This window comes from Actinomadura syzygii (genome assembly GCF_008085905.1).
Lineage (GTDB): Bacteria > Actinomycetota > Actinomycetes > Streptosporangiales > Streptosporangiaceae > Spirillospora > Spirillospora syzygii.
In genome coordinates, this window is sequence record NZ_VSFF01000004.1 from 467,100 (window position 1) to 487,126 (window position 20,027).

A 20,027-nucleotide genomic window follows, 5' to 3' on the forward strand; every position below is an offset into this window, starting at 1 on the left:
GATGGCCGAATGACCCTGCAAGGAGGTGAAAACGGAACAGGTGAGCGTGGACGAGATCGTCCACGCTCACCCGTGCGCCGCGCGCGGGGGGAGCGCAGGCGCGGCCCGACGAGCCCGGATCAGCGCGCGCTCGCGCACTTCTTCCAGGCGAAGTGGTACACGGTCTTTACGCTGCCGTCGGCGGAGTCGAAGGCCATGAAACTGGTCTTCGACTTGTCGGTCCCGGCGGTCACGCGAAGCTCGGTGTTGATGTTGAAGTTGCGGTTCTCGCCACACGGCCTCCAGACCAGCTTGGCCACCGGTGTGCGGTCGGTGAACTGCCAGTTCTTGGAGTACTTGCCCTTGATCGTGTGCTTGACGGCCGTGGTCTGGGACTGGCCCTGGTGGTAGTAGCTGGCCTGCTCCAGACCGGTGGCGCCGCCGGCCAGGCTCGCGAAGCCGCGGTAGTCCGCGCTGGCGATCGCGTAGGTGAATCCTTGCGGGATGTGGACGGCCAGACTGAGCTGGCAGTTCTTGCGGAAATCGGTCGGCTTGGACTTCCCGCCCGCCTGTGCCAGGTAGTCACTGTAGGTGACGGTGAAGGCGGTCTTGTCTTTCGAAGGGGCGACGGCGGCGGACCCGGCCTTGCAGCCCGAGCCGTTCACCGTGACGACCTGCAAGGTGATCTTGCCGGGGGGCGGCGGCTCGGCCGTCACGGCCTGGGCCGTACCGGTTGTCAGCGCCAGGCCGGAAAGACAGGCCGCCGCGGCGGTCGCTCCTTTGCGCATGGATCGTTCTCCTTCAGAATTATCGCGGTCTTACGAGCAGGTCTTCCACGCGAAGTGGTAGATCGTCTTGATGGAGCCGTCGGTGGAGTCCATGGAGACGAAGCTGACCTTCGTGGGGTCCGAGGTCCCCTTGTCGACGCGCAGTTCGGTGTTGATGTTGAAGTTGCGCTCCTCGCCGCACTTCTTCCACACCAGCTGGGTCACCGGAACGCTGTCGCTGAACTGCCAGTTGTCGTTGAGGGGGCTCTGGAGGGAGTGCGTGGCGCTCGCGGTCTGCGCGTTCCCCTGGAAGTAGTAGCTGGCCTTCTGGGTCCCCTTGGCGCCCTTCTCCAGATAGCCGAACCCGCGGTAGTCCGCGCTCGCGATGGCGTAGGTGAAGCCCTGCGGCACGTGGACCTTCAGGGCCAGTTGGCAGTTCTTGCGGGCGTCGGTGGCCTTGGAGTCCCCGCCCGCCTGCGCCAGGTAGTCGCTGTAGGTGACGGTGAACGCCTCCTTGTCGGGCGACACGGCCACGGCGGCCGTGCCGATCGGGCAGCCGGAGCCGTTGACGGTCACGACCTCGACCGTGACGCCGTCCGGGCCGCGGACGAGCCGCGGCGCCGACGCGGACGCGGGGACGGCCGGCGCGGCGGCCATGGAAACGGCGGCGACGGCCGCGGCGGTAAATGCGATGCCTTTGCGCATGGGATTACCCTTCGCTGGGACTGAACGCCTTTCTTCGGAGATCGAAGAGGCGGATGCCCCAGCGGTTCGGCTTCTATCGGAGGCCCACCATCGGGGCATGTTTGAATGCTGAATGGAGCGTAACTATCGAACTGGGAACGGTCAATCACCAGTTTTTAACTCTTCTATACTTGCGCGAATTCAACAGAACCGCGGGCGGGGTTCTATCTGGTCGCGGCCAATAGAATGGCGCGGTTGAAATTTTGACAAGGACCGTTCCACGGCCGGCCGCGGAAACCCGCGCGCGGCGGGCGGGTCAGTTGGCGTCGCGGTCCCGCGGCGGCGTGCGCGAAGTGTCGGGCCCCGTGCGCGTGGCGTGGTGGGCCTGGATCGCGACCTCGGCCGTGCCGTAGATGGGGAAGATGCGGGTGAGCTGGGTGACGCGCAGCACCTCGCGGATGCGCTGGTTCACCGCGGCGAGGACGATCGATCCGTGCCGACCGCCCAGGTGGTGGTGGAAGGACAGCAGGACGCTCAGCCCGCTGGAGTCGATGAAGGCGACCGCGCCGAGGTCAAGGATCAGGTGCCGGGCGCCGGACGCGACCAGCCGGGCCAGGTCCTCGCGCAGCCCGGCGCTGGTGGCGACGTCGATCTCACCGGCGAGAACCACCACGGCGAGATCGTGGTCGCAGCGGTGTTCCAGCGTCAGGGGCATGGCGGTCGTCACCCCTCCTTCCAGATGCTCGTCCCTTACCCGGGTCGTCCTTCGACAGCGGCCGACCGGCGCCCGGGAGCCGACGCGGACGCCTCCATCCTCTCGCGAGCCGCCCCGGATCCGCGCACCGCACACGCCATCACGCGGTCAGGACAGGTCGGACGGGGCGCGAAGCACGTCCAGAAGGCGGGCCGGTTCGTCGCGTTCGGGCGTTTCTCTTCATTCGCCCGCAGGCGACGCGGCCCGGTGACGAGCCCGGACGCGCGCGGCCCCGCTCCGGCGGGAGCGCTTCGGCCGACGAGGCGACGGCAGCGAACGCCAGCACCGGCAGCGCCACCACGACGCGAGGCGTCGTCCCCGGCCGCGAACGCGGCGGTCATCAGGACCAGCGCGAGCGCGGCGTACAGCGCGGCCTTCATCACAGACAGGACCGCCGAGCGCGCCTGGCCAGCTAGGACGTGTTCCCGGCTGGTTCAGGACGGCACCGGGCCCGCACGCCCGGTGCCGTCCGAGCCCGCTCCCGCGGACTCGCCGATCAGCCGACGACCGAGGCGACGAACGCGTCGAGCTTCGTCCTGATGCGCGCGATCTTCTCCTCGAGCGGGGCGCCGTCGTCGTGGCCGTCGCCCAGCAGGGTGTGCTTCTTGCCCCGCACGTACAGGGAGCAGGCCAGGTCGGTGCACAGGTATTGCCCGACGGTGTTGCCCTGCTTGCCCGCCTCACCGCTGCGCCGCGCGCTCATCAGCGCGACACCGCCACCGGTGTGCACGGTCTGGCAGAACGAGCACAGGCTGGTCGAGTTGAACCCGCGCGCCTTGCCGGGCGTGGACGCGAACCGCAGCGCGATCCCGGTGAGCCGGTCGTCCGTCTCGGTGACCAGGTAGGCGCGCTCGGGGGCCTTGGGGTCCCGCCAGCCGAGGAATTCGAGGTCGTCCCAGGGCGACTCCGCGAAATCCTTGGGGAGATTGAGACGCTTGGCGTCACCCTTGGAGCAGTTGACGAAGCAGGACCGCAGCTCGCGTTCGCTAATCGCTCGCATGAGTCGCGAGCTTAGATTCGCGCCCGTGACTAGGGCAAACGGTTATCCGGGCACAGGCTGAGGACGCCGTCGATGTGCCGCAGCAGCCAGGCCGCCGCGGCGGCTGGTCCGCGGTGTCGAGGAGAGTGCGAGAGGTCGCGAAGTTCAGTGACACCTCGTCCACGCCGTGCCGGCGTCCCCAGGGCACGATGTCGGCGATCATTCTTTCGTGCACGCCGTTGGGGGCGTCGGGGCGGCGTCGCATCGCGTCCAGGGATATCGCCGCGCCCCGCGCGCACGGGACGTAGCGCCGGAACGCGACCGGCTCGCCGTCCACCCGGCGGCCCACCGCCCACCGCGCGCGATCGTCAAGGAGGCGGCGGTGCGTCAGGAGCGCCAGACTGCCTGAGTCCCACCTGTAAAACGATGGGCCTTCAGCACCGTGTTCCAGCCCCGGCGTCAACGGTCGCCGCGATCGTCTGGCCGGACGGCGGCGCCCCGCGCGCGAGTCGGAGGCCGCCGTCCGGTGCTGGTCGTCCTGACGCCGTAGGCCATGGCGAGCGCGGCGACGGCGATGATCGCCAGCCGCGCCGGGGACGTCCTGATCTGCTCGTGGAACGCGGTGAGGCCGAGGATGACCGAGACCAGGGGTTCGGCGAGCGTCATGGTCGTCAGCGGTGCCGCCAGCGAGCTGTGCTGGAACGCGCTCTGGTTGAGCTGGAGCGCCAGGGTTCCGCTGCCGATCAGCGCGTACATCTCCCAGTGCAGCGGAAGCGTGAGCGGATGGGAGGTCAGCAGATCCGCGCTGGTCTTGAGCAGCGCCGCGCCGAAGCCGTAAAGGACGCCGGTGGCCAGGCCGATGTAGGCACCCGAGCGGGCCCCCCTGACCGTGCGCCGCGCCAGCAGGAGCAGGACCAGCACCGTCACCCCGATGAGCACCCCGGACACGAGCCAGGCGGCCCCGGTCGGACGGTTGGTCCCCGCCTTCGGGTCGGCGGCGGCGAGGAAGGCGACCAGCCCCGCCGTGGCGAAGGCGACCCCGATGAGGTCGCGCCGGTGCGGGCGGCGGCGGTCGAGCACGGCCTCCGTCGGCACCGACAGCAGCAGTCCGCTGACCAGGACGGGCTGGACGAGGACGAGCGTGCCGACGTGCAGCGCCGTGGTGTGCAGGACGATCCCCGCCACGTCGCCGAGTTGCCCGCAGACCCAGATCGGATGGTGCAGCAGCCGCCACAGCAGCCGCACGTCGAACAGCCGGTGGCGGACCTCGTGGAACGCCGCGTGGTGCTGGAACGCCGCCGCGACTGCGAAGAACACCGCCGCCGCCAGGGCCAGCGCGATCGCCAGGAGGCTCATCCGGACCGGGCCCTGGGCCCGAGGACCGCGCGCATCGTCAGGCGCACCTCCCCCGCCCGCGCCATGGCGGCGTCCCACCCGCGCTCACCAGGCGAAACAGCCGCATCTTCCCGACTCCGTTCCCGGCGCGGCAGGCCCTTAACAAAGACGGCCCCTCCTTTACCGGCCTTGACCGGTGCGCGGCGCTCGCGGAGACAGTCGGCACGACGCAGTGCCGGAAAGTTGGCCTGCGCACCCTCACCGGCGAGCCGCGCGATCGCCGCCCCCCTCCTCGGGCCGGGGCGTGTAACCCAGGCGCATATGTAGTTGTGGACGTTTCGTACGTCGGACAGAGGAGGATCCGATGAGGACACGTGTCGCCGAGGAAACGATGTCGGCCAGTACGCTGACCACCGGTCATCGGCAAGGAAGAAGTCGTAGGCAGCGCCGGGTACGGGCTCTCGCACTGGGCGCGCTGCTCGCCGCACTCCTCGGATTCGCCACGGCGATCGAATACGGCCTCGCCGTCAGCCATGACCAAGCCGCGTCCGCTTCGGACGCCCCCGCCGCCGGACACGGCTCCGTCGTCACCAATGGCGACGGCACGGCCATAGGTATGGGTCGCTACTAGGTCGAGGCCGGATTACACAACAGAGTTTTCCGGCGGGGTGAAAGCTGGTCGCCGATCTCGTTTCTCGAGATGGCGACCAGTTTTCACAAACCCGCGTCACGAGGGCGCGAGTTCACTCCGTCAGGCGCGCTGCGGCCCGCTGACCAGGGCGCGAATCGCCCGCGCCAGCACCACGATCGGCACCACGAACACGTAGAAGAAGATCTCGTACGAGCCGCCGTCGAAAATGAAGCCCAGGTAGACGCCGTAACCGAGCATCCCGATGCCCAGCGCGACGTACAGGAGCCGCTCCGTGACCTTGGAGCCCGGCAGTGCCGCCGCGACGGCCATCAGCACGCCGGACGCCATCAGCGCGATGACGTACCAGGAGAACAGGGGCTCGGCACTGAAATCGAAGTTCATCTGCTTCCTTGCGCGGGGGATGGATAACCGAAAACGGCAGGACTATAGCGCAAGGAAGATCGACGAGTTGTAGGGATTTCACAGAATCCCCGTTCCAGGTTCGATCAAGCCGAAGGCCGTTTCGGGCCGGTGACTATGCCTTCGGCTTGGCGCGGAGGCGCGCGACAAGGGCTGAGACGCCGACCGGGGCGGGTGCCGGGCTAGGTGGCGTCGGTGTCTGCGTCCGTTCCAGTGTCCGTTTCGGTGTCTTTCTCGGTGCGGGTGTCGATTCGGTAGCCGACGCCGGGGACCGTGGCGATCAGCCATGGTTGGCCGAGTCGCTTGCGCAGCGCCGAGACGGTGATGCGAACCGCGTTGGTGAAGGGGTCGGCGTTGGCGTCCCAGGCCCGTTCCAGCAGCTCTTCGGCGCTGACGACACCGCCCTGGGCGGCGACCAGGACTTCGAGGACGGCGAACTGCTTGCGGGTGAGCGCGACGTAGTGCCCGTCGCGGAAGACCTCCCGGCGGAACGGGTCCAGCCGCAGGCCCGCGATCTCGCTGACCGGCGGCCGGGCGTACGCGCGTCTGCGGTCCAGCGCCCGTAGCCGCAGCACCAGCTCGCGGAGCTCGAACGGCTTGGTGAGGTAGTCGTCGGCGCCGAGCCCGAACCCCGACGCCTTGTCGTCGATGCGGTCGGCGGCGGTGAGCATGAGGATCGGGATGCCGCTGCCGGACGCGACGATCCGCCGGGCGACCTCGTCGCCGGACGGGCCGGGGATGTCGCGGTCGAGGACCGCGAGGTCGTAGGAGTTGACGCTGAGCAGTTCGAGGGCGGAGTCCCCGTCACCGGCGATGTCGGCGGCGATCGCCTCCAGCCGGAGCCCGTCCCGGACGGCTTCGGCCAGGTAGGGCTCGTCTTCCACGATCAGCACGCGCATGGCTCAAGCCTAGGCAACACGGCGTATCGCCGACGTATGCAAACGAGTTAGACCGGCAGCCCCCTTACCTGTACGCGAGCCGGTCAGCGATCTTAAGAATGCACCTGTAGTGCACCCTGCGCGCCGTCGTCGGCCTCGTCGACGGCGTGTACAGCCACCACTCCGCCCGCGCCCTCTTCATCGCGCACGGCGGCAGACCGCAGGACGCCGTCTGACCAGATGAGCAACGGATCCATCGCCGCTACCAGCGGCAGCGCCGCTCCAGCTCCCAGAACAGGAGCAACTGGGAGCACGAAGCTCAAGGTCGGCGCCGCGGCCGTCGTGGTAGCCGACTACTACGCGCTCGCCCTGGCCGGGGGCACCGCCAAGAGACGGCCCGCCGCTCCTCCGCTGGAGGACAGCGGGCCGTTTGTCGCGTCCACGCTGCCTCGGCACTACCTACCCGCCCACGGTGATCAATCCAGGCAGAAGCGCTATCGGCACCTTCCGCTGCTTCCAGGCCCTGGGCTGACCCCCACCTTGTATGAGCCCCCAGCCGTGGCACGAGGAGATGCGCAACGGCGCCAGGAGGCCCCGACCGATGCCCCGTTCTCCTCTGTCCGTGACCAGGCCCCTGACGGGGCCGCAGCAGGCCGGCCCCGGCGAACTCAAGGAGTGCTTCACCCGCGGGCTCATCGTGCTGGACGCCAACGCCCTGTTCGCGGCCTATCGGCTCCCGGCCGCCCGCGCCGGGTACACCGCCGTGCTGCGCGCCCTCCGCGGCGCCTTCGCAAAGGGCGCCGAAACCCAGCGCACCCGGGCCGCAATGGCGGCCGCCTCGCCTGCCTGTGACAACTCGCTCCGCGTTGACGAACGACCACCCTGCGACCCGCTTCTCAAGGAAGGTCACCGAAGCCCAACGGCCCGCTGAAAACTCACCTTTCTGCAGGACCTTCCTGAGGCCGCAATCGGCCAACCCGACGACCGCCTTCTCGATTCGCTTCGCCCTTCCCAGTGATCACCTCAGCACCACAATTTCTTCCCATCTGTCGATCATCGAGCGGACCGCTTGTCATCAGATGCCAATTGAGTCGGCCGGGAGCCCGCGCCCGCTTCACAATTGGGTCTGGGTACGGACCATCGGCCGACGTAACCTCCCGGGAACCACACCTTGGAGGAATAATGCAAAGGTCCCCCGCCAGCCTCGTCGTCGGCTTCGCCGCTCTCCTGGCTACCTGGCTCGTCCCGGCCAGTGCGTCCGCTCAGCAGACGACATGGACGGTTTCCCCAGGTGGCACGTTCACCGCCGAGGGAGACGTCCGGCTCAACGAACTGAACTGCTACGTGCGCTTCAGCGGCGATTTCCTCGACAGTTCCGGGCAGGGCCAGATCGACAAGGTGACGGTTCACGGCTGCTCCGGCACAAACAACCTGGGCTACCCCACCTTCCGAGTTCCGATCACCATGACGGCCACCCGGTACCTATCTTCCATCGACACGGTGTCCGCATCGCTCTCCCCCCTCGTCATCGACATTGGCGGACAGTGTCCGATCAGGATCGGCAGCCCGACGGATCGCGTGGGTAAGAGCGAAGTCCTGTACCGGAACCAGAGGGTTGAAATGTGGTTGAGCACCGGCATCGGCGGTGGCTTGGAGGTCTGGGATCCCCGTAACTGCTACGAGCCGGAAACCGTGTCCATCAACACCGGTCTCGCCGTGACCCCGGCCCAGACGATCCGCCCCGCCGAATAGGAACGCCCCCAAGTAGCCGACTCAGGCGGGACCGGAACGGCGGGCGGCCGACGACGCCATGTCCGCGGGAAGGCGGGGCGTGTCAGCGTGGCCGAAGGACCACGACCAGGTCGGCTGCGGTGAGCCCCGCGCCAGCGAGCACCGCCTCCAGGGCCGGAACATGCCGCCGAGATATGCAAACCCGGACCGCCGCCTCTGATCAGCCCGCGTAGGAGCGTCCGGTCGCGGTCGCGGCGTGAGATCCGGGTTCGTCGGCGCCGGACGACGACCGCCAGTACCAGCGGGACGCCAGTGCGGCCAGCCCGGCTCCGGAGGCGTTGAGCAGCACGTCGTCCACCGAGGACACGCGGTCCAGCCACAGGACGTACTGCGCGGTCTCGACCAGGGCCGAGCAGCCCGCCCCGAGCAGCAGGATCCGCGTCACCGACGCCAGCGCCGGGAACCGCAGCGGGACGAGGAATCCGAGCGCCGCGAACACCAGCAGGTTGCCGACGACCTGGCCCGTCGGCATCGTGGCCAGGTCCCGCAGCGGCACCAGGCTCACCCGGCCGGGGACGATGCCCGCCCCCGGGCCCGGCAACATGATCATCCAGATTCCCGGCGCCGTCCCGTAGAGGATGCCGACGTCCGCGAGTGACGTTCGCCACGCCCGGGCGGACGTGGCGCCGGCGGCTTTCCGGCGGTGTGCCAGCACCCACACCGCAAGCGCCGCCAAGGGCAGGACGGCCACCGTGATGAACACGACGCCGGTGAACGTCCCGGCCAAGCTCTGCCATCCCCTGATCACGCTGCCTCCCGCTTCCGTCTCGCCCCATTGAAGACGGTGGGCGGTTGCGGCGGCGTATGCGGTTTTCGATACGCCCGCGATACACGCGTCCCGGCACGGAGGAGGGCCCTAGTCGCGCCGGGGGGCCTCCAAGACAATCATCGGGTGACTCCCGGCATCCCCGCGAGCCGTCGGCGCGACGCCACGGCCCGGCCGGATCTCCTATATTCCTATAGGAATAGTAGAGTTTGCGAAGGAGTGCTCCCCATGCGAAGAACCCCCCTCCTTGCCGTCACGGCCGCAGCCACCGGCGTGGTGCTGTGCGCCACCTCGGCCCTCGCCGCCCCCGGGCCGGGCGCGCCCGGGATCGGCGACCCGTACTACCCGGACTACGGGAACGGCGGGTACGACGTCGGCCACTACGACCTCGACCTCAAGTACCAGCCCGCCACCGACACGCTCCAGGGCACCGCCAAGATCACGGCTCGGGCCACCCAGGACCTCAGCCGCTTCAACCTCGACTTTCTGCTCGACACCCAGAAGGTCACGGTCAACGGTCGCAAAGCGGTGTTCGCCAAGTCCGGTGCGCACGAACTGGTGATCACGCCCGCGCGCGCTCTGCGCAAGGGCTCGCGGATCGAAATAGCGGTGTCCTACTCGGACGTGCCGTCCACGAAGAAGTACAACGACTACGTCGGATGGGCCAGGACGCCGGACGGAGCGGTCGCCGCCCAGGAGCCGGAGAGCGCCTGGTGGTGGTTCCCCAGCAATGACCATCCGCTCGACAAGGCCAGCTACGACATCAGGATCACGGTTCCCGAGGGCCTCCAGACGATCAGCAACGGCGAGCCACGCCGCAGCCGCACGTCCCATGGCTGGACGACCACCGCCTGGCACGAGGCCAAGCCGCAGGCGACCTACCTGGCCACACTCGCGGTCGGGAAGTTCGAGGTCCACCAGGGCCGCACCGAGAGCGGTCTGCCCGTCATCACCGCCTACAGCCCGGACGTCGCCCCGGCGCTGCTCAAGGCGGCCAAGGCGAGCATCGAACTCACCCCGGAGATCGTCGACTGGGCGAGCACGGTGTTCGGGCCCTACCCCTTCACGTCGATCGGCGGCTACGTCCCGAACGTCAAGTCGCGTTTCTCGCTGGAGGAGCAGACGCGGGTCTTCTACAGTCCCGCCGCGTTCGCCTCGGGCGTCCGGCCCTATCTGATCGTCCACGAGAACGCCCACCAATGGTTCGGTGACAGCGTTTCGCTCACGACCTGGCGCGACATCTGGCTGAACGAGGGATTCGCCTCGTATGCCGAGTGGCTGTGGTCGGAGAAGACCGGGCAGGGCACCGCCGCCGAGGTCGCGAAGAAGACCTATGACAGTTACCCGGCCGACGACCCGTTCTGGAAGGTCAAGGTCGCGGATCCCGGTCCCGGCGAGAACCAGTTCCATGACGCCGTCTACGACCGAGGGGCCCTGACCCTCCAAGCGCTGCGCGCGGCGGTCGGCGACGCGAAGTTCTTCGCCATTCTCCGCACCTGGGTGAAGCGCCACCGTTACGGCAATGCCACCACGGCCCAGTTCGAGGCCCTTTCCGAGAAGATCTCCGGAAAGGATCTGCACGGCCTCTTCCAGACCTGGCTTTACACGCCGGGCCGTCCCGCCTCGCCGCCGCAGCGCGTCGCGGTGGCGTCGAGCCCGCGGAGCTGGAAGGAGATCCGGCAGACCCGCACGCTGGAAGGCCGCTGACCCTCACCCGGCGGTGACCATGCGCTCCGCTCGGAAAGCCGCATGGTCACCGCCGGGGAACGGCTCCTATTCGGATGCGCGCTTGCTGCGCAGGACCACTCGGCGGATGAGCTGCACGTCGGTGAGCGGCCCCGTGGACGCGGCGAACCCGAATTTCACGGTCGCCGGAAGGGCGCGCGGGGCGCGGAATCTCAGCACTTCCTGGAAACCGTCGTCGTCCTCGAAATCGACGTCGACGGTGACGACCGGGTTGGGGCCGGGCGACACCACGACGCGGACGGTCCGCTTCACCGGTTCGAGGAGCTCTTCGGCCCGTTCCGCCGACACCCTGGCGGGCATCTTCCTCAGATCGCCGTGGAGTTTGCCGGGTAGCGCCGAAGACCAGCGGCCACTGCCCGACCTGTCCTCGCTCGAGGCGGCGAGCAGGCAGTAGCCCTGGACGCCGTTGCCGGGGCCGCGGGCGGTCACGAAATTGGGTCCGGGAGCGGGCGGACGGGACGACGTCCCGGCCGGGGAACGGCGGTCGCAGCCATTCCCTCGCCCTTCCCCGTCGCCGAAGTATTCGCCGAGCGCGTCGAGCCCGATACCGAGATATCCGCCGTCGACGCCCGGCACGAACTGGGCGTCGGACCTGCCGCCCGGCCGTTTCTGGGCGTAGCCGAGGCTGCCGCCGAACGCGCCCGGCGTCGTGAGGCGCCGCGATCCGTCGGTGAGGAAGAACGAGATGCCGTCGGCGGGCGACCGCGTCGTATTGCCGTACTGCCATTGCTCGAAGGTCGCCTCGATCCCGTCCCTGGCGGAGAGGGGCGAGTCGAAGAGCACGGCGCCGGTCTGTTCGGGGTGGGCGTCGGTGAGCTGGAGATATCCGTGCCGTGCCGCGCCGCCGGGCGGCACCGGACCGGCCGGGTCCCGGCGGCATCCGCGCAGCGGATGGTTCGAGCCATCGGCCGGCGCCTTCCCGCGCGCCGCACCGGTCAGGCACGCGGACCCGTATCCGATGAAACGCGAATCCGCGGTGGCTCCCGTGAACGACTCGTCCAGCAGCAGAGAACCCGGACGCCTTGCCGCCTCCGAAGCGTTCCCGGGCAGTGCGTTCCCGGGCAATGCGGCGGCGACCACGGCCGCGCCGACCCCGATCGACGCGACCATTCGAGTGAACCCATGCCTCATGTTGTTGGCTCTTCCTTCGCGAGTCCGCCGCCGTCTCTCCACCGCACTCATATGAACCCGAAGCCGCGACCGGAAACGCGCGGTTCCCCTCTCGTGGAGATCTCCGCGACAGATCATTACGGAACCGCATGTGATCACCCGTGGCGGTCACGGGCCGGTCTGCGACGATCGGCCGACGCGGCACCCGCGTCCGCGACTGTCCGGGCAACCGTTCCGGGGGTCCAGCCGGTAGTTGTCGGCAGGAGATCTGCTTGGAGGGTGGATGCGGGAGCAACCGGACTACGTGGCGTACGTGAGGGAACGGTCGCCGCGCCTGCTCAGAACGGCCTATCTGCTGTGCCGTGACTGGGCGCTCGCCGAGGACCTGCTGCAGACGGCATTGGTCAAGGCGTGGCGGGCGTGGCGGCGGATCGAGGACGACCCCGATCCGTACGTCTACCGCATCCTCGTCAACACGCACGCGTCCTGGACGCGGCGGCGCTGGCGGGGCGAGCGTCCCACCGAGCGTCCGGCGGACGGGCCCGACCCGGCGGACGGGATCGGCGCGGCCGAGGACAAGGCGGTGCTGTGGGACGCGCTCGGACGGCTCCCCCACCGGCAGCGCGCGACCGTCGTGCTGCGCTACTTCGAGGACCTGTCCGAGTCGCAGGTCGCGGCGGCGCTCGGCTGCTCGGTCGGGACCGTGAAGAGCCAGACCAGCAAGGCCCTCGCCAAGCTCCGGGTCGATCCGAGCGTCCTGGCCTCAGCGTCGCGGGAAGGGGAATGACCATGCCGTACTCGATGCAGGACCTGGTCGAGGTCATGGAGGACGAGAGCGCGCGCGGGACGCCGCCGGCCGACCTGCTGGACGGCGTCCGCCGCCGGGTCCGGCGCGGCAACCGTCGCCGCGCCGCCGCGGGCGCGCTCGGAGTCGCGCTGGCGGCCGCGGGCTCGTTCGCGGTGATCGCGCGGCCGGACGGCGGGGGCCCGCCGCCTGGGGACGAGCAGCGGGCGCTCGCGGCGGCCATGCCAGGCACGCCGAACGAGACCTTCCGGGACGGCCCCCAGGCCGAGGGACTCCACCCGCTGAAAGAGGTCCGTTTCACCCAGTTCGGACGAATGGCGCGCGTCACGTTCACCCCGACCGAGCCGTTCACGATGTACACGGCACAATGCGCGGATGGCAGGGCGTTCGAAACGACGCGCGGGACGTTCGGGAGCGGCGACTGCGGTTCGACGTCGTATCTCAGAACCACTCCGGGAATGCCCGTCACCGTTCAGATGACCGTCCTTCCCGTCGAGCCGGGACGGGGGCTCAGCGACGCCCTCGTCACCGGAGGCGGCGTGTCCGGCCTTTACCGGTATCTCAATTCGCACCCGCCGACGCCGGGAAACTGGAGCATTCGGATCTACAACGGAAAATGCGGTTCGATGTGCACATGGATGGCGAATCCCCGGGACGCCCGGCGGCAGCCGTCGGTGGAGGGGTTGCCGTTGCTGGCGCGGGTGACGGGAACGGCCGACGGGCGCGTCCGCCCGGTCAGGCTCAAGCGGCCGGGCACCTCGCTGCGCATGCGGGTGACCTGCCTGGACGGCGCGGCCACCGCCGTCGTCCAGTACGGGACGCACGCTCGCGTCATCGCCTGCGAGGCGGCCGAGTCGGAGGGCGTCGTCCGGGACGTCCGGATCGAGGCGGACACGAGCCTGATGATCGCGGTCCTCCCGGCGGAGGCGAACAAGGTGCGCGCCACCGATGAAGCCGCGCTCGCGAAACTGATGAAAGGCGTCAAGCCCGCCGGGAAATGGACGCTTGAGGTCTACGCCCGCTGAACTCCCGGGTCAGGCATGATCGGCGCAGCAGGGTGTCGGATTGGGTACCTCGAAGGGCACGAGCACACCGCCCGCGGCGGGCATCGCGGCCAGCACTAGAACGCCGTCCGCCCATTCGGGACGGACGTGCCCGCGGGTGTCGAGCACCGTTTCAGACGCGGGCGGCTCGGGCGTGGCGAGTACCCGAATCCGTTCGATGGCCGACAATTCCAAAACGTCGCCCACGGTGAGCGTTCCGGTGAGCCGCTCCGCCCCCGGAAAGAGGACGGCGCGTCCCGACCGGCGGGCGGCGTGCTCCCCCGCCGCGACGGCGGCCGATCCGGCGAGGTCGGACGGGCCCCGGCGGCTGTCGAAGGAGACCCCGGCGTCGTCCGGGAGAGCGCCGAGATCGGCGTCGGCGGGCACGTCCAGTGACACCGCGACGTGCGGGTGCCCGTCGCGGATGAAATGGGTGCAGGCGGTGGCGCCGTCCTGGAGGCCGAGCGCGGTGACCAGATCGCGGATCAGGTGCTCGGCCTCCAGGAGCGTCCTCGTGCCGGTGTCGACGCCGAGGACGCGCGTCGCGGGCTTCTCCGGCGGCGCGGTCGTCCTCGGCGTCGGACCCGTCATCGGCCGGGGAGCACCCAGATGGGGTTGCTGTAGAACCAGAGGTCCTTCCACGGGTCGGCGTTGCCGACGACGTCCATGGCGGGACCGTTCGGGTCGACGTCCTTTCCGCGCAGTCCCGGGGCGCTCCGGTTGCCGTCCGTCCCGCGCAGCCGCAGGTAGACGGGCTTGTCGACGGCGCCGAGCGAGTAGACCAGCCGGACCGAGCCCGAGTTCCTCCCGACCTCGAACGACTTCACGACCTTGGTGTTCGGCGTGGTGAAGGCGTCCTTGTCGGAGACGGCCCCGGTCACGTCGCCCTGGACGACGTCCACCCGCGCGAGCGTCGGGACGAACTGCGCCCAGTTCGGGCCGTTCGCCAGGTCGATCTCGATGACCAGCTCCACCTTGCCTCCACGCCGGACGTGCAGGACGCCGCCGAGCGGGACGCCGCGCTGCCCGGCGCCGGTCGCCCTGGCCCGGACGTCCAGGCCGCTGATCAGGCCGCCGTGGTCCACCCAGACCCGTCCCTCACGGATGGCGTTCATGACGGCGGCGTAGGAGAACGACGTCGCGCCCACGTGCGTGCGGCTGTAGTAGCCGGGCCAGAAGTCGCCGTTGGCGAGGTTGACGTCCCCCGCGTAGACGGGGTCGTTGTAGTAGCCGTTCTTGTTGAAGTCGCTGTCCGGGCCCCGCGTCGAGTTGTCGGCGTAGACGGTGTGCGAGTCGGAGTTGGCGGTGATCCACCACGGCTTGCCCTCCGCGAGGAGGCTGTCCCAGAGGCCGCCGACGGTCGCGGTCATCCAGTCGAAGCCGCCGAACGTCCGGTAGCTCTCGGCGGGGTATCCGGGGAAGGAGTCGGCGCTCGGGTTGCTGTCGTAGAAGCCGCGTCCCGAGCCGGGGCCGTGCGGCTTCGGGATCCCGGCGGCCTGGTGGCCGGGCGCGCCCTCCATGCCGACGGCGATCCGGGGCTGGGCGTCGCGCCAGCCGCGGATCTCGTGCGGCGAGTCGATGCCCTTGCGGGCCGGGTGGTTGGCGAGGAACAGCGCGTCCGTGACCTTGCGGCGGCGGACCGCGTCCGCGAGGAAGTTCACGCCCGCGATCGCCAGCGCCTCGTTGGCGGGCGTGCTGGCCGTCGCGTTCTTGACCACGCCGTCGAAGGAGTTCTCGAACTCCTTCAGCACCGCGACCTCGCTGCTTCCCGGGTGGACGAACACGGTGCCGTGCTCGGCCGCCGGGATGTTCCATTCGAGCCCCTGGAACACGAGCGTGTCCTCGACCTCCGAGCGCGCGGCCCGGATGTCGGGGTTGACCTTCTCGACACCGATCTTGGCGTGCTGGACGCTGCCGTGGTCGGTGATGACCATCCAGTCCAGCCCGAAGGCGTTGGCGTGCCGGACGTGGTCGATGACGCGGTACTGGCCGTCCGGGCTGAACTGGGTGTGGATGTGGTGGTCGCCCGCCAGCCACACGTACCCGTCGCGCGGCTCCCGGCGGCCCGCCCGGGCCTGCGCCGCCGCGGCCGTCCCCCCGCTTCCGAGGACGCTCCCCGCGGCGAGTCCCGCGCCGAGCAGCCCGCTGCCGCGCAGCATCGAGCGGCGCGACACCTCGGCGGGCGACAGCGCCTCGTCCGGCACGGCCGCGTCCAGGACGGGCGGCAGTTCCTGACGCTCCCCGTGCGAATGGTGATGGTGGTGATGGCCCATGCCGCCTCCTCGCTGACGCCGCCGACCCCCGGCCGGCTCCGCGAAGCACTTTGACCAGCAAACATGAACATCACGGAACACCAGGATGATCAATAACCGACGAAAGTCCTCAGGTGAGCTGCCGATCGAGGTCGTCGGCGTCCTGAACCGCCGTTTCGGCTTCTTCGGAGTCGCGTTTCCCGGCGCGGAGGGCGGACAGCGCGAGCCCGACCGCCAGGCAGGCGAACGGCATGGCGGGGACCACGTACCGGTAGTCGAAGTCGGCGCTGGCGATGGGGAACACCAGGAGGGTCGTCCCCGCGCCCCAGGCCAGGAGGACCTCCCTGCGCCGCCGCCGCGCCGCGGCCAGCCCCAGGAGGCCGAGCGCGAACACGCCGCCGAGCGCCGGTCCCGGCAGGTGGTACCGCTTCTGATAGGCGATCATGCTGTCCGCGTAGGGCTGGACGACCTGGCTCGGCTCGTCGGTGCGGCCGTAGCTCATGGCGTCCGACAGGACCGTCCCGCCGCGCCGCCAGCTCCGTCCGCCGGGGAAGATCTGCGTGCTGTCCGGGAAGTGGTACAGCGCCTCGGTCGAAGCGGTCGGACGCGGGTACCGGTGCGGGCTGAAGGCCAGGCGGAGGTCGTGTCCCACCGTGCTGAGGTAGGCGCGGGGCTGGGCGAGGATCGCGCGGATCGCGAAGTCGCGCAGCGTCGCGTTGGACTCCGGTGACACGACGTTGTCGAGACGCTGCCGCGGCGGGACGTCGGCGCGCCAGATCAGGTGGCCCGGCGGGTCGTGCTCGGCCTTGGTCTTCGCGTCGAGGCAGAGGTCCCGCTCGTCCGCCGGGGGGTGCATCTTCGCGCAGTTGGCGAAGCCGGCCGTCCGTCCCCACAGGTAGAGGCCGTCTGCGGTGGTGAGGCCGTAGGTGCCGCGCTCGGAATGGAACCACATCGCGTAGGCGGCCAGCGGGATCGCCGCCGCCGCGCCGAACGCCAGCGCCGGACGCCAGTCCGGGCGTGCCTTGGGCAGCAGTCCGGGGAACAGCCGCGCCCTGCGTCTCCGCAGCAGGAGGACGAGCAGGATCAGCGGGATCAGCGGAGCCCCCGCCGACCGGACGAGGACCGCGGCGCCGAGCAGCAGGCCCGCGGGCAGGGCGAGCCACCAGAACGGCGGGCCCGGACGGTCGTCCCCGCTCCGCCACAGCAGCAGCGTCAGCCCGGCGGCGATAAGGAACGTGAACAGGGCCTCCGACATCAGCAGGTGCTCAAGCTCCACCTGGTAGGCGTCGAACAGGACCGGCAGCGTGACGATGGTCGCCGCCCATCCGGGCAGCCGCGCCCGGACGAGCACCGCGTACAGCATCACCGCGACCGCCAGGCCCATGAGGTGCTGCACGACCATGACGGCGGTCAGGCTGTGCAGCGGCTCCAGCAGGCGGAGCAGGAAGGAGTATCCGATCGTCTTGCTCGGCGACGGCTCGGGACGCATCGCGTATCCGAGGTAGAAGTAGGAGTCGCCGGTGAACCAGAGGCCCTGCGGGTAGGCGCGTGTGGCGGTCCAGCGCAGCAGTGCGCCGCCGAGCAGCGCCAGCAGGAAGGGGCCGTGCCGGAGGAGGGGGACGAGACGCCGTCCGAAACCGGGGAACGCCGCGATCAGCCCAGGGGGCACGCCTACTCCGCCCTATCGTTCTCGATGACAGAAACGATCATGGTAGGCGGGCCCCGTGGCCGGACGGTGAACACCAGGTTGCGGGCATCAGGGCCAACGAACGTCAAACCCGTCGAAGTCAGGGCTTGCGGGCTAGGCCGCCTGAGCAGGAGACGCGGGGGGCGTTCTCGTGGCCTGGGTCGGGGCGCCAGTCCGTGACCGGGACGACGCCCGGTTCGACGAGGTCGAGCCCGTCGAAGAAGCGGGCGAGCTGCTCGGGATCGCGCGGTTTGTACGGGGCCGCGCCGCTGCCCGCGTTGTAGGCGCTGATCGCCTGCGTGTAGGCGGGGTCGGCGGTCGTGCCGTCGTAAAGGGCCAGGTAGCTGCCGGACGGCAGCGCCGCCATGAGCCGCGCCACGATCGAGCGCGCCTCGTCGTCGTCACCGACCAGCCCCATGATGCCCATCAGCATCAGCGCGACCGGCCGGGCGTAGTCGAGCGTCCGGGCTGCCTCGGTCAGGACGGCGTCGGGGTCGTGGACGTCCGCCTCGACGTAGTCGGTGACTCCCTCCGGCGTGCTGGTCAGCAGCGCCCTGGCCTGGGTCAGGACGAGCGGGTCGTTGTCGACGTAGACGATCCGGGAGCGCGGCACCAGGCGCTGGGCGATCTCGTGCGTGTTGTCCATGGTGGGGAGGCCGGTGCCGATGTCCAGGAACTGCTCGACGCCCGCCTCGCCCGCCAGGTACCGCACCACCCTCCGCAGCATCTGCCGGGACTGCTGGGCCATGTCGACCATCCCCGGGAAGACCGCGATGACCTGCTCCCCCGCCCGCCGGTCGACGGGGAAGTTGTCGGTTCCGCCCAGCAGGAAGTTCCAGACCCGCGCCGAATGCGGGACGGAAGTGTCGATTTTGTCCGTCCGGTTCATAGTGAAGGGCTACCCACACACCGCCCGCCCGTTCACGGGGAGCGCCACCGGAGCACGGGCGCGGGACGTCTTTTGCCCGGCCGTCAACTTCGGCCGGTGTCGATGACGCAGAACCGGTTCCCGTCAGGGTCGGCGAGGACGATGAAGTCCGGGTCGTCCGGATAGAGGTCCCAGTCGACGTGCTCCGCGCCGAGCGACACGAGCCGCTCGACTTCGGCGGCCTGCTCGGCCGCGCTGTCCGCGTACAGGTCCAGGTGCACGCGCGGATGCTCCTGGACGGGTGACTCGCTCAGGCCCAGCGCCACCTGGACGCCGTTCCCTTCGGCGGGGAGCAGGACGGTCCAGCGGTCGTTCGCGTCGTCGCGGGGGACGTACCCGAGGGCCCGCGTCCAGAAGGTCACCGCGCGGCGGACGTCCGACACGCCGAGCACGACAGATCCGATAGTCAGCACGGACGAAAGTGAACCAGGACGGTCCGACGGCCCCGACGTCGCCCCGCCCCGCCGCCTCCCGGTTCGCTCAGGACGGCCCGATCGGCGGCGCCGGACGCGGGGTGGCCGAGTCCTCGACGCTGAAGATGACGTGCGGGCGGTTGTGCGCGTGGTTGAGCGCCCACAGGCCGATCGCGTCGGCGGCGGTGAAGATCACTGCGATAAGGATGTAGAGGACGAGCCGCCGCCGCCTCTCCCGGCGGCGCCACTCGCGCCGGACGCGCGGATAGGCGTCCGGGTCGGGCGTGACGCCGCCCGCGAGGGCGTCCAGCGCGTCGCGCAGGCGGTCCTCGGTGTCGTTCATCGTCGCTCCCGCAGGATCTTGGTGAGCGCGGCCATTCCCCGCGAGGTGTGCGCCTTGACCGCCCCGGCGGAGATGCCCATCGCGTCGGCGATGTCGCTCTCGCGGAGCCCGAGCCAGTAGCGCAGGACGAGCGCCTCGCGCTGCCGCGCCGACAGCCGCCGCAGCGCCTCGATCAGCGCCCGCTGGTCGTCGTGCAGCAGCGCGACGCTCTCCGCGGACGCCTCCGTCTCGGCGGACCAGTCGGTGTGCTTCCGGACGACCTGCAAATGCCTGAGCCGCATGCGGGTGAGGTTGCAGACCACGGACCGGAGGTAGGGCAGCGCGGACTCGGCGGTGCGCAACCGGTTCCAGCGGCGGTGGAGCTGGCAGAACGCCTCGGCGACGATGTCCTCCCCGTCGTCGGCGCCCAGCAGCACCGCGAGGCGGAGCAGCCCGGCGTAGTGCGCACCGAACAGACGGGTGACAGCGGTCTCCCGATCGACGCCGCGCAGGTCGTCCGCCATCTCCTCCGCCGAAGTCCCCGCCGAGGATCCGGGCGGGGACTCCGTCGGGGCCTCAGGCAGGGACTTCGCCGGGGATTCGGGCGGGGACTTCGCCGGGGCCTCGGGTGGGGACTCCGCCGGAGACACCGCCGGGGCCGCTGCCGGGGCCTCGGGCAGGGACCCCGGCGGTGACTTGGGCAGGGACTCAGGCAGGGACTCAGGGACGGCCGTCTT

Annotated in this window: 23 protein-coding genes; 6 read left to right on the forward strand and 17 right to left on the reverse strand. The window is 70.0% G+C overall.

The window, feature by feature from the left end; all coding sequences use genetic code 11:
* Positions 1 to 119: 119 nt before the first annotated feature.
* The 6 genes from FXF65_RS12120 to FXF65_RS43675 all read right to left on the reverse strand — a co-directional run bounded on the left by FXF65_RS12120 (position 120) and on the right by FXF65_RS43675 (position 4,519).
* On the reverse strand, positions 120 to 767 hold the full coding sequence (locus FXF65_RS12120; protein WP_148349855.1) for a DUF4360 domain-containing protein: 648 nt from the start codon (positions 765 to 767) through the stop codon (positions 120 to 122).
* Between the two features lie 30 nt (positions 768 to 797).
* Complete coding sequence (locus tag FXF65_RS12125; RefSeq protein ID WP_148349856.1) at positions 798 to 1,451, reverse strand: DUF4360 domain-containing protein; 654 nt, start codon at positions 1,449 to 1,451, stop codon at positions 798 to 800.
* A gap of 295 nt (positions 1,452 to 1,746) precedes the next feature.
* Complete coding sequence (locus FXF65_RS12130; protein ID WP_148349857.1) at positions 1,747 to 2,157, reverse strand: STAS domain-containing protein; 411 nt, start codon at positions 2,155 to 2,157, stop codon at positions 1,747 to 1,749.
* Between the two features lie 523 nt (positions 2,158 to 2,680).
* A complete protein-coding gene (locus FXF65_RS12135; protein WP_148349858.1) occupies positions 2,681 to 3,184 on the reverse strand; it encodes an FBP domain-containing protein in 504 nt (167 codons plus the stop codon).
* Positions 3,171 to 3,626 (reverse strand): phosphatidylglycerol lysyltransferase domain-containing protein, encoded by a 456-nt coding sequence (locus FXF65_RS46210; protein ID WP_187412239.1) that lies wholly within the window; start codon positions 3,624 to 3,626, stop codon positions 3,171 to 3,173. Before FXF65_RS46210 ends, FXF65_RS12135 begins: the two co-directional genes overlap by 14 nt.
* Positions 3,623 to 4,519, reverse strand: coding sequence for a DMT family transporter (locus FXF65_RS43675; RefSeq protein ID WP_187412240.1), 897 nt, complete (start codon positions 4,517 to 4,519; stop codon positions 3,623 to 3,625). Before FXF65_RS43675 ends, FXF65_RS46210 begins: the two co-directional genes overlap by 4 nt.
* 343 nt (positions 4,520 to 4,862) lie before the next feature.
* On the opposite strand from FXF65_RS43675, the gene FXF65_RS12145 reads away from it, so the two are divergent.
* Positions 4,863 to 5,129 carry a hypothetical protein gene (locus tag FXF65_RS12145; protein ID WP_148349859.1) on the forward strand — a complete coding sequence of 89 codons (267 nt, stop codon included), beginning with the start codon at positions 4,863 to 4,865 and terminating at the stop codon, positions 5,127 to 5,129.
* Between the two features lie 120 nt (positions 5,130 to 5,249).
* On the opposite strand, the gene FXF65_RS12150 is transcribed toward FXF65_RS12145, so the two are convergent.
* On the reverse strand, positions 5,250 to 5,531 hold the full coding sequence (locus FXF65_RS12150) for a hypothetical protein (RefSeq protein ID WP_148349860.1): 282 nt from the start codon (positions 5,529 to 5,531) through the stop codon (positions 5,250 to 5,252).
* Positions 5,532 to 5,731: 200 nt separating this feature from the next.
* Positions 5,732 to 6,448, reverse strand: coding sequence for a response regulator transcription factor (locus tag FXF65_RS12155; protein WP_148349861.1), 717 nt, complete (start codon positions 6,446 to 6,448; stop codon positions 5,732 to 5,734).
* A 601-nt stretch (positions 6,449 to 7,049) separates the two neighbouring features.
* Here FXF65_RS12155 and FXF65_RS12160 point away from each other — a divergent pair.
* Both FXF65_RS12160 and FXF65_RS12165 read left to right on the forward strand, forming a co-directional pair.
* Positions 7,050 to 7,358, forward strand: coding sequence for a hypothetical protein (locus tag FXF65_RS12160; protein ID WP_148349862.1), 309 nt, complete (start codon positions 7,050 to 7,052; stop codon positions 7,356 to 7,358).
* Between the two features lie 251 nt (positions 7,359 to 7,609).
* Positions 7,610 to 8,179, forward strand: coding sequence for a hypothetical protein (locus FXF65_RS12165; protein WP_148349863.1), 570 nt, complete (start codon positions 7,610 to 7,612; stop codon positions 8,177 to 8,179).
* A gap of 199 nt (positions 8,180 to 8,378) precedes the next feature.
* On the opposite strand, the gene FXF65_RS12170 is transcribed toward FXF65_RS12165, so the two are convergent.
* Positions 8,379 to 8,966: a VanZ family protein gene (locus FXF65_RS12170; protein ID WP_148349864.1), complete on the reverse strand. Its 588-nt coding sequence runs from the start codon at positions 8,964 to 8,966 to the stop codon at positions 8,379 to 8,381.
* Positions 8,967 to 9,212: 246 nt separating this feature from the next.
* Between FXF65_RS12170 and FXF65_RS12175 the strand changes: the two genes are divergently transcribed.
* Positions 9,213 to 10,691: a M1 family metallopeptidase gene (locus tag FXF65_RS12175; RefSeq protein ID WP_148349865.1), complete on the forward strand. Its 1,479-nt coding sequence runs from the start codon at positions 9,213 to 9,215 to the stop codon at positions 10,689 to 10,691.
* Positions 10,692 to 10,757: 66 nt separating this feature from the next.
* Here the strand turns inward: FXF65_RS12175 and FXF65_RS12180 are convergent, their stop codons facing one another.
* Positions 10,758 to 11,861 carry an L-type lectin family protein gene (locus FXF65_RS12180; RefSeq protein WP_148349866.1) on the reverse strand — a complete coding sequence of 368 codons (1,104 nt, stop codon included), beginning with the start codon at positions 11,859 to 11,861 and terminating at the stop codon, positions 10,758 to 10,760.
* A gap of 262 nt (positions 11,862 to 12,123) precedes the next feature.
* Here FXF65_RS12180 and FXF65_RS12185 point away from each other — a divergent pair, with 262 nt between their 5' ends.
* Both FXF65_RS12185 and FXF65_RS12190 read left to right on the forward strand, forming a co-directional pair.
* A complete protein-coding gene (locus tag FXF65_RS12185; protein WP_148349867.1) occupies positions 12,124 to 12,627 on the forward strand; it encodes a SigE family RNA polymerase sigma factor in 504 nt (167 codons plus the stop codon).
* Positions 12,624 to 13,670, forward strand: coding sequence for a hypothetical protein (locus FXF65_RS12190; RefSeq protein WP_148349868.1), 1,047 nt, complete (start codon positions 12,624 to 12,626; stop codon positions 13,668 to 13,670). Before FXF65_RS12185 ends, FXF65_RS12190 begins: the two co-directional genes overlap by 4 nt.
* Before the next feature lie 9 nt (positions 13,671 to 13,679).
* Here the strand turns inward: FXF65_RS12190 and FXF65_RS12195 are convergent, their stop codons facing one another.
* From FXF65_RS12195 to FXF65_RS12225, 7 genes are all read right to left on the reverse strand, one after another.
* A complete protein-coding gene (locus FXF65_RS12195) occupies positions 13,680 to 14,279 on the reverse strand; it encodes a hypothetical protein (RefSeq protein ID WP_148349869.1) in 600 nt (199 codons plus the stop codon).
* Positions 14,276 to 15,961 carry a PHP domain-containing protein gene (locus FXF65_RS12200; protein WP_148349870.1) on the reverse strand — a complete coding sequence of 562 codons (1,686 nt, stop codon included), beginning with the start codon at positions 15,959 to 15,961 and terminating at the stop codon, positions 14,276 to 14,278. The genes FXF65_RS12195 and FXF65_RS12200 overlap by 4 nt, the downstream gene beginning before the upstream one ends.
* Positions 15,962 to 16,070: 109 nt before the next feature.
* Complete coding sequence (locus FXF65_RS12205; protein ID WP_148349871.1) at positions 16,071 to 17,609, reverse strand: phospholipid carrier-dependent glycosyltransferase; 1,539 nt, start codon at positions 17,607 to 17,609, stop codon at positions 16,071 to 16,073.
* Positions 17,610 to 17,727: 118 nt separating this feature from the next.
* The gene (locus FXF65_RS12210; RefSeq protein WP_148349872.1) at positions 17,728 to 18,516 is read right to left on the reverse strand and encodes an SAM-dependent methyltransferase; all 789 of its coding nucleotides are present in this window, start codon (positions 18,514 to 18,516) and stop codon (positions 17,728 to 17,730) included.
* A gap of 83 nt (positions 18,517 to 18,599) precedes the next feature.
* Positions 18,600 to 18,968, reverse strand: a complete 369-nt coding sequence (locus FXF65_RS12215) for a VOC family protein (RefSeq protein ID WP_148349873.1) — start codon at positions 18,966 to 18,968, stop codon at positions 18,600 to 18,602.
* Positions 18,969 to 19,035: 67 nt separating this feature from the next.
* Complete coding sequence (locus tag FXF65_RS12220; RefSeq protein ID WP_148349874.1) at positions 19,036 to 19,311, reverse strand: hypothetical protein; 276 nt, start codon at positions 19,309 to 19,311, stop codon at positions 19,036 to 19,038.
* Positions 19,308 to 19,814: a sigma-70 family RNA polymerase sigma factor gene (locus FXF65_RS12225; RefSeq protein WP_148349875.1), complete on the reverse strand. Its 507-nt coding sequence runs from the start codon at positions 19,812 to 19,814 to the stop codon at positions 19,308 to 19,310. The genes FXF65_RS12220 and FXF65_RS12225 overlap by 4 nt, the downstream gene beginning before the upstream one ends.
* Positions 19,815 to 20,027: the final 213 nt, after the last annotated feature.